At 50.9% G+C, this 8333-nt stretch carries 7 protein-coding genes; 6 read left to right on the top strand and 1 reads right to left on the bottom strand.

All coding sequences use genetic code 11. The features are described from left to right. The first annotated feature begins 437 nt into the window (after positions 1–437). The 4 genes from ACTNDI_RS11605 to ACTNDI_RS11590 all read left to right on the top strand — a co-directional run bounded on the left by ACTNDI_RS11605 (position 438) and on the right by ACTNDI_RS11590 (position 4132). Positions 438–881 (top strand): Hsp20/alpha crystallin family protein, encoded by a 444-nt coding sequence (locus ACTNDI_RS11605; protein ID WP_441101142.1) that lies wholly within the window; start codon positions 438–440, stop codon positions 879–881. 471 nt (positions 882–1352) lie between these two features. Beyond that, the gene (locus ACTNDI_RS11600; protein ID WP_441101141.1) at positions 1353–2216 is read left to right on the top strand and encodes a sigma-70 family RNA polymerase sigma factor; all 864 of its coding nucleotides are present in this window, start codon (positions 1353–1355) and stop codon (positions 2214–2216) included. Positions 2217–2847: 631 nt separating this feature from the next. Then, complete coding sequence (locus tag ACTNDI_RS11595; RefSeq protein ID WP_441101140.1) at positions 2848–3825, top strand: hypothetical protein; 978 nt, start codon at positions 2848–2850, stop codon at positions 3823–3825. A gap of 175 nt (positions 3826–4000) precedes the next feature. Further along, the gene (locus tag ACTNDI_RS11590) at positions 4001–4132 is read left to right on the top strand and encodes a hypothetical protein (protein WP_441101139.1); all 132 of its coding nucleotides are present in this window, start codon (positions 4001–4003) and stop codon (positions 4130–4132) included. Positions 4133–4141: 9 nt separating this feature from the next. Here ACTNDI_RS11590 and ACTNDI_RS11585 read toward each other — a convergent pair whose 3' ends face one another. After that, complete coding sequence (locus tag ACTNDI_RS11585) at positions 4142–5659, bottom strand: chromate transporter (protein WP_441101138.1); 1518 nt, start codon at positions 5657–5659, stop codon at positions 4142–4144. A 278-nt stretch (positions 5660–5937) separates the two neighbouring features. Between ACTNDI_RS11585 and ACTNDI_RS11580 the strand changes: the two genes are divergently transcribed. Together ACTNDI_RS11580 and ACTNDI_RS11575 are read left to right on the top strand one after the other, a co-directional pair. After that, entirely contained in the window at positions 5938–7959 is a 2022-nt protein-coding gene (locus ACTNDI_RS11580) for an adenylyl-sulfate reductase subunit alpha (RefSeq protein WP_441101137.1), read from the top strand. Next, positions 7956–8273 (top strand): 4Fe-4S dicluster domain-containing protein, encoded by a 318-nt coding sequence (locus ACTNDI_RS11575; protein WP_441101136.1) that lies wholly within the window; start codon positions 7956–7958, stop codon positions 8271–8273. Before ACTNDI_RS11580 ends, ACTNDI_RS11575 begins: the two co-directional genes overlap by 4 nt. Positions 8274–8333: the final 60 nt, after the last annotated feature.

The following is an 8333-nucleotide window of genomic DNA, read 5'->3' as shown; positions in this document are numbered from 1 at the left end:
TTAGCCACGGCCTATCAGTCTGTGCACGTCAACTATTGAAAGCGCCGTATACCGAACGGTACGTACGGTGTTGTGAGAGGACGGCGGTTAGTCACCGCCTCCTACTCGATTTTACGCGAGCGTCGCGATAGCGAGATAAAACTCGCGCAGCGTGTTTTATCTCGTTTGAAAAGAGCCCGGGTTCCGTGAGCTTTTCCGGTGTCTGGTCAGGAAAAATAAAAAATTAGCACTCAACACTTGACATGGCTAACAAATGGTGCTATTACATAATCGTAACAAGAAAGGGTTACATAAGATGAGCTGAAGGGCCGCGGATACAGAGACCCGGAGCGAATCGAACAATGAAAAGAGCATTACAGAAAGCTCAGAAATTACATGCAGGGTGCTTGAGACGACATCCGGACATGCTTTTATGGTAAAAGGAGGTATGACTTATGATGTATTTACCAAGTTTGTTCGGAGAGGATATGGAAGATATGATGGATGATTTTGATGATGAATTCTTCGGAAAAAGAAATCCGGTGTTCGGGCGTCATGCAAAAAATCTCATGAAGACAGATATTAAGGATCAGAAGGATCATTATGAACTGGACGTAGATCTTCCGGGATGTAAGAAAGAAGATATTGCGCTGACACTCAATGATGGCTATCTGAACATTGCCGCTCAGAAGGGTCTCGGCAAGGAAGAGAAAGATAAAGAAGGCAAGCTGATCAGACAGGAGCGTTACGCAGGCAGTATGGCGAGAAGCTTCTATGTAGGTGAAGGCGTCAAGGAAGAGGACATCGGAGCAAAATTCGAGAACGGTGTTCTGAGAATTACAGTCCCGAAAAAGGAAGAGAAGAAGGCAGTTCCGGAGAAGAAGACAATTGCAATTGAATAACAGCCGATGGAATTCTGGCTGTGTATTCTGTCCGTGCACCGGATGATCAGCCGGGAGGCTGACCGGTCGCAGGTATCAGAACCACAGCGTATACAAGTTTCGGCGGATAATAAACAGATGCAGCAGAGGAAAAAAATATCTCTGCTGCATTTTTATGTCTCTCGTTCGCGGGGAATATGGGGTTATAATTAAAAGCACAGAATGATAATAAAAACGCAGGGCGATAATAAAAGTATGGGTTTATAATAATAAGCAGAGAATAAATCTATTCAGAAGGAGGATAAATCTATTCAGAAAGAGAATGAATCTATTCAGAAGGAGAATATATCCATTTCACGCAAGAAAGCGTTCATTGCCAGGTGGAGCAGTAACAGAGAACAGAGTCCGAAGATAAGGCGGAATTCGGCTTGTCTTCGGCAGATATGAAGAAAGCCGACAGGATATGTGGGACGAAATCAGGGAGTAAAGGATATGGGAGAGGACAGGGATTTCACGGATAATCAAAAGGAAGAAAAGCAGCTGACGGAGAGTCTGGAGAAGATGAACCGGGAGAACACGGAGCTGTGCCGCAGAATTCAGAAGGGTGATGTGTCTGCCCAGGAGGAGCTCTGTGAGAAGAACAGAAAACTGGTAGACAAATACGCCTGGTCGTATCACAAGTATTACGGGAATGACCTGGATTTTGAGGACATTGAGAACATGGGGCTTACAGGCCTTCTGCATGCGGCGGAGAAGTACGATCCGGAGAAGGGCGCGTCCTTCAGCACTTACGCGACCTTCTGGATACGCCAGTCGATCGTCCGGGGAATCATGGAATCGGGATTTTCGGTCCGGATTCCGGTGCATGTGTTCTCGGCAGTGTCGAAGGCATCCGCGATCGACAGCAGGCTCTCTCAGGAAGGCGTGGATGATCCGGACAAGCGCAGGGCAATGGTTGCAAAGGAAATGAAAATTCCGGAGGAAAAGGCGGCGTACTATCTGTCTCTGAAGCAGGATTTTTTCACAATGCCTTCTCTGAACAATCCGGTCGGCGACGATGGCGAGACGGAACTGGGGGATATGGTGACCGGTGATGATCATCTTTCCGTGGAGGATGCCGTCGTGCAGTCGGACATCTACAATCGTCTGGATGAAATCGTAGGTACTTTGTCCGATCGGGAACAATATGTCATTAAGCGCAGGTTCGGCCTGGACGGCAATGAGGTGCAGACGCTGGATGAAATCGGAAAGCAGCTGGGCGTCACAAGAGAACGGGTGCGTCAGATCGAGGCAAAAGCGATCCGGAAGCTCCGCGCGCCAAAGACGATGCTGAAGCTGAAGGATGCGGAGTCATAAGAAGAATTTCTGAAGCAGAAGTAAGGCGGAGAATTGCGTCACGAGACAGAGCAAAATGTGAGAAAATAAAAACAGAACATAGCACAGAAAAACCAGAAGATAACACAGGAAAAACAGAATAAACACAGAATAAAAAAGAAAAGGAGAATGCCGCGTGGGACATTCTCCTTTTCTTTTTTAAATGAGGGGGAGATAGTGAGTGGTTAATCAACTATCTGAGTAAAAATATACGTGGAAGTTGTGATTAAAATGTGGTGGCTGTCTAAAGAAAATATAAACTTAATCCATTTCAATTTGAGAGACCCGCAAAGTGGAGCCTTCCAGTATTCGGGGCAATGTTGATTTTGGTGCCTTGATTTCGCTTCCGCAGTCATGCTGCCGGTTGAAGGGGTTGAGGTTGAGAAATCGACAGATAAAATGTATAGTAAGATCAGATCCGATATCAGGGACAGCAGGTATTTTCCTGAAGTGATGCGCGAATATACAGCCTGTTGAGCGGATCTTCCGGGCTACACGCGCGGCTTGCAGAGTCTGCTGAGCGGATCTTCCGGGTGACAGGCGTAACTAACTGTTGAGTTTACGGGGCTTCCACTCCGGGGAATGATGAAGAAGAAGCTGAGAGGAACGGGCGATGGATGATTTTTGGGGATGCAGGCATGCACTGTGTCAATACGGGAAGAGACATGGAAGCTACGATGGTCTGGAGGAGATCTCACTGGACAAGGTCGGAGTAAGGGTAGAAAATCACTATTTTATGTATGGAGATTATGTTATCACCGTTGAGGAAAGCATTCGGGAAGCGGATTTGGCGCGGTCTTACAGTGCCTGGATCTCGGAGGATTCCTATTCGGAGGTGCGGCAGTATGTGATCGGTTATCGTCCGCTTTCGGGATTTGAAAAAACAGGGCATGATTACCGGGAATTTATCCGGGAGTCTGTTCTTCAGGATAACAATATTCCCCGTGCGATCCGGAAGCTGAACGCGAAGCTTAGGCGTTTGAATGAGGAAACCTGGGAGAATGACGAGCGGGAGAATGAAGTATATCGTCTCTACGCTGCGCTCCGTGACACCAACGGGGATATTCTCGGATGCTGCCCGGTAGCTTTGATGGATTCCGAGGAGAAAGCAGGTGCGATTGGTGAGTTTCTGCGGTCTCATCAACTGCTTCCGGCAAAAGCATGGGATTTATATCGGGCGTCGCGGGACGCATCGGTTGAATATCGAGCGGTGAGGCTGACCGAGGAGGATATTCCAGAGTACTGGTGCGGGACCGATGAAAAGGTCGTCTTCAGTGCCTGTCTGTTTCGAGACTGTAACGGGAGCCCGGAGGATCAGGAATTATACGGCATCAAGCCGGAGTGCAGAATCGACACTGCCTCCTCCCGTGGAACGGTCGCTTATGTCCGTGGAAGAGAACTGGCGGGTGAGATCTGCGGCCTGATGAATGTGATGTCGCTGTATCCCATTGAGATGTATACGGAATTTGATTCGCCGGAACATACGATGACTGCGGGCATCCGGCGGATCGGGCCCGGAGAGGTGCCGGAGGCGGAGGAAAAACTTCAGAACGGAATTGTGCTTGAGATCATATCAAGCTGGAGAATGTGAGAAATCCACAGATGTTTTTCTCGTTTGGGAAAACATCTGTGGATTTTTACGTGAAAATCGGACCTGTAAACTTGCTTTTGTTTGAGGAAAGCGGGCGTATCCGTTCGCAGCTTCACGCGAAGAAGAGAAGCAGCCGGAATCATGCATCACGCGAAGAAGAGAAGCAGCCGGAATCATGCATCACGCGAAGAAGAGAAGCAGCCGGAATCATGCATCACGCGAAGAAGAGGAGAAGCCGGAACCATGCATCACGCGAAGAAAAGAGGCAGCCGGAACCATGTCTCATGCGAAGACCAGAAGCAGATAGCCGCCTGGTTTATGCGAGGAACAGAAGCAGATTGGATGCCACAAGTCCGATGAGGGATGAGGCGGCAATCATGAAAGGGTTGCTTTTCTTCTTCATGAGAGAGAGATTCAGAACGATGATGCCGCAGGTTACGAGAAATACCGGAAGAACGGCTATGCCGATGGAGGCGGCGGTGCTGAGGCTGGTCTGAATCATGGAGCACATGACGCTGAGCAGAAGGCCGGCGATGATGGGACGGATCCAGTGGCCGATTTTCTGGAACACGGTGATGTGCTCCACTGAGTTATAGGCGTGATAGACAAGGCAGAATACAAGGCCGGAGGCAACGACGCTGCAGATGAACCCGGCGAAGGCTACAGCGATGCCCTGGACGGGTGAACCGTTCAGATTGTAGCCGATATAATATCCCACACCGGTGAGAATTTTGCTGAGAATCGATCCGGGCAGTACATTTGCCACAGGAACAAGGAGGGAATAGAATTCCTTGTAGGTGACCATCCCGGAGTTGACAAACAGGCCATCGGCGACCGAGAGATAAGCGTCTCCTCCTCCGAAGGAGATGATAGAAGAAAAAAATCCCCGGATCAGATAGAGAGGCGTTTTTTCGGTCAGAAGGAGAGCGGGCAGTGCGCAGACAGCCAGAAGCAGAAGCCAGGCAAGGACTTCCTTTAGAAAATGCAGAAGATTTTTTCTTCCCGAAAGCAAAGCCCGGTGCGCGCGCAGGTCATTACGGATGCTGAGAATCATTCCCGCGGCTGCGCAGAAGTACATGGCAGCCACCAGAATTCTGCGGGGAACAACACCCGGAATGAGGTGGGCATGGCCGGCGCTGAGTGCGTACAGAGCGACAAGAATAGCAGAAACTGCCGTTTTCCACGGCGTGTTTTTTCCTCCAGTGAAGAGGATCACGAAAAAAGCAAGCCCCAGGATCTGAATGGTAGAGAGTCCGAAGAGATATCTGCCGTTCATAAAGGGGAGATTGCTGAAGGTTTTTCCGCATCCCAGAAAAAACACGGCAAGCATCACAAGGAAGGTTTTTCTGGTGTCGCCGGAGGCTGCATTCCGGGATTCCCGCAGGGTGTTGATGGCGTACAGAAGCAGCAGATAGCTGATAAAAGCACCGACACCGATGGAAAAGCACTGGATCTCTGTCAGGACCAGGCCATCGGCTCCGGACAGGAGCGCCAGAATCAGAACCGTCAGAAGTGAGCCGGGAAGGGCGAGGGCCAGGGCGGCAGAAAGCATCCCGGTGATTCCATAGGCGGAAAGACCGAGACCTGTGGCGATTTCGATGGGAAGAGCTCCCGGGGTGATGCATGCCACGAGAGTATCCTTGTCGTATTCCTTCTGAGTTACCAGCTTTGCGTCCTCGACAATTTCCTTTTCCATGACAGGAATCAGGGCGCATCCGCCGCCGAAGCCGAGAAAACCGATCTTGAAGAGCGAGGAAATCAGGGCCGGAAAATGCTTCCGGTTTTTCTTCGCCGCGGTCTTTCCGGTTTTTGCTTTTGTTTGTATCGCAGACATGGATAATCCTCACTAATTTTTGCATGATTTCACATAATTCCTATAGACATGATAGGAAATCTATGCTATGATTCTACGATGAAACAGGCAAAAAATCAATAGAAGAAAGACGAAACAGGTAAAAAAGTCGAAATCAGCAGCCGGAAGACGAAACAGATAAAAAGTTGAAATCAGCAGCCGGAAGTCAATACAGAGAAAAGGCAAGATCATCGAATCATTGAAAATATGAACAGGAGAATCGCAGACAATGGAATCGCACACACGCACAGGAGTATCAAATGAAGATTGAAAGAATCAATGCAGATGTACTGATTATCGGAGGCGGTACCGCGGGCTGTTATGCCGCGCTTACTCTGGCGGATCGGAATCCGGAGCTTCGGGTTGTGATTGCGGAGAAGGCAAATATCCGGAGAAGCGGATGTCTCGCTGCGGGTGTCAACGCATTGAACGCGTATATTACGAAAGGGCACACGCCACAATTTTATGTGGACTACGCGCTGAAGGATGCGCACGGCATTGCGCGGGAGGATCTGCTGCTGACCATGAGCGAGAATCTCAATGAGGTGACCGCGAAGATGGAGCAGCTTGGGCTGGTGATTCTGAAGGATGAGAACGGCGAGTACGTGAGCCGCGGCAACCGGAATATCAAGATCAACGGGGAGAACTTCAAGCCGCTTCTGGCGGACGCGGTCAGAAAGCTTCCGAATGTTTCCGTGTACAACAATATTAATATCGTAGATCTTCTCCGGGATGAGAAAAGCGGCAGAGTGACCGGGGCCTTCGGACACGGTGTCAAGGAGGAAGTGATCTGTTTTTTCTCCGCGGAAGCCACGCTGATTGCAACAGGAGGGGCGTCCGGCATCTACCGGCCGAACAATCCGGGATTTTCCAGACATAAGATGTGGTACAGTCCTTTCAATACCGGTGCCGGATATGCGATGGGAATCCGGGCGGGTGCGGAAATGACGACCTTCGAGATGCGATTTATCGCTCTTCGCTGCAAGGATACCATCGCGCCAACCGGTACGCTGGCGCAGGGAGTCGGCGCAAAGCAGATCAATGCCCTTGGTGAGGTGTATGAGAATAAATACGGACTGACCACCTCTCAGAGGGTATGGGGAACGGTAGAGGAGAATAAGGAGGGCCGCGGACCCTGTTATCTCCGTACTAAGGGAATCAGCAGATCACAGACGGAGGATCTGGAGAAGGCATATCTGAATATGGCTCCTTCACAGACGCTGAAGTGGGTGGCGAGAGGCAAGGGACCGGATGAAGAGAACGTGGAGATCGAGGGGACAGAACCCTATGTTGTCGGAGGGCATACCGCGAGTGGCTTTTGGATCGACGACGGAAGACGGACAACGGTTCCGGGACTCTACGCTGCCGGAGATGTGGCGGGCGGCTGTCCGCAGAAATATGTGACCGGAGCTCTCGCGGAGGGAAAACTGGCAGCGCTGTCCATACTCAGAGACCTGAAGTCTCTCCGGGCGAAGATGAAGCCCGGTGAAGAAATGAGGGTGACTGCAGGAAAGGATTTTTACCTTGCCAAAGACAGTATAAGAGAAGACGGAAGAGCAGAAGGCAGTATTAGAGAAGGCCGAATAGCTGAAGGCGGAATAACAGAGGGCGGAATAACAGAAGGCGGAGTAACAGAAGGCGGTATGACAGAAGGCCGGGACAGCATCAACACGGTGATACATCCGGCGTGGGATACACTCACAGACGCCCGGATCCGCAGTGCCGTGAAGGAAATCGAGTCGCACTATACCGACGGGCAGCCAACATCCGGATATACCCCGGAGCAGCTTGAGGCAGATATGCAGGAGGTGATGGACCGCTATGCCGGAGGAATCAGTGAAAGCTACGCATTTACAGAGGAATCTCTTGCGGAGGCGGACCGGAGGATCGACGGATTGATCCGGAGAGCCGGGGAGATCCGGGTGAACCGGCCCATGGATCTCGCGCATTATTTCGAGACGCGGGAGAGACTTCTCGTGGCGAAGGTGCTGATTGCGCACCTCGGCGCCAGAAAGGAGACCCGCTGGCATTGTTTTGCCGAGAATGAGAGCCATCCCGACAGAGACGATGAGAACTGGCTGAAATTTGTGAATTCCGTCTATGAGGATGGCAGAGTTCGGATGATTTTCCACCCGATCCGGACCGGAATCCGTGATTTCACCGTGGGAACCGGAGAAGAACCGGAAGCGGGAGTCGCGGAAGGGCCGGAAGCGGGAATTGAAGCAGAAGCCACGGAAGGAACCGGATGGAGACAGCTGTTCGGAGAGGAGGCGGCAAGATGAGTATTCGAATCAATGACAGGTGCATCGGATGCGGCCGCTGTGCCGATGTCTGTCCCGGAAGCCTGATTGATGTCATCGGTAAAAAGGCAGTGATGCAGTATCCGGAGGACTGCTGGGGCTGCGTGTCCTGCGTAAAGGAATGTCCGGTCCGGGCCATTGAATTTTTCCTTGGAGAGGACATCGGCGGAGGTTCAGCCTACATGCAGGTGGAGCGGGAAGGAAAGCTTCTGAACTGGAAGTTCTATGATTCGGATCACCGGGAAAAGCCCATCCGCACCATCACCGTGGACAGTACAGATTCCAACAAATACTGAGCAATACAGATCAGGTCACAACGCGACCCGGTTATAAAAAATCAGGCTGCAGCATGACCT

This window comes from Bilifractor sp. HCP3S3_D3 (assembly GCF_052063915.1).
In the GTDB taxonomy this organism is placed as follows: Bacteria; Bacillota; Clostridia; order Lachnospirales; family Lachnospiraceae; genus Bilifractor.
Note: the sequence above shows the minus strand (reverse complement) of the source record. Positions and strands in the feature narration are given on the sequence as shown.

Coding starts and splice junctions, on each gene's coding strand:
- ACTNDI_RS11600 (WP_441101141.1), top strand. CDS start 1,353: ATGGGAGAGGACAGGGATTTCACGGATAATCAAAAGGAAGAAAAGCAG.
- ACTNDI_RS11595 (WP_441101140.1), top strand. CDS start 2,848: ATGGATGATTTTTGGGGATGCAGGCATGCACTGTGTCAATACGGGAAG.
- ACTNDI_RS11585 (WP_441101138.1), bottom strand. CDS start 5,659: ATGTCTGCGATACAAACAAAAGCAAAAACCGGAAAGACCGCGGCGAAG.
- ACTNDI_RS11575 (WP_441101136.1), top strand. CDS start 7,956: ATGAGTATTCGAATCAATGACAGGTGCATCGGATGCGGCCGCTGTGCC.
- ACTNDI_RS11605 (WP_441101142.1), top strand. CDS start 438: ATGTATTTACCAAGTTTGTTCGGAGAGGATATGGAAGATATGATGGAT.
- ACTNDI_RS11580 (WP_441101137.1), top strand. CDS start 5,938: ATGAAGATTGAAAGAATCAATGCAGATGTACTGATTATCGGAGGCGGT.
- ACTNDI_RS11590 (WP_441101139.1), top strand. CDS start 4,001: ATGCATCACGCGAAGAAGAGAAGCAGCCGGAATCATGCATCACGCGAA.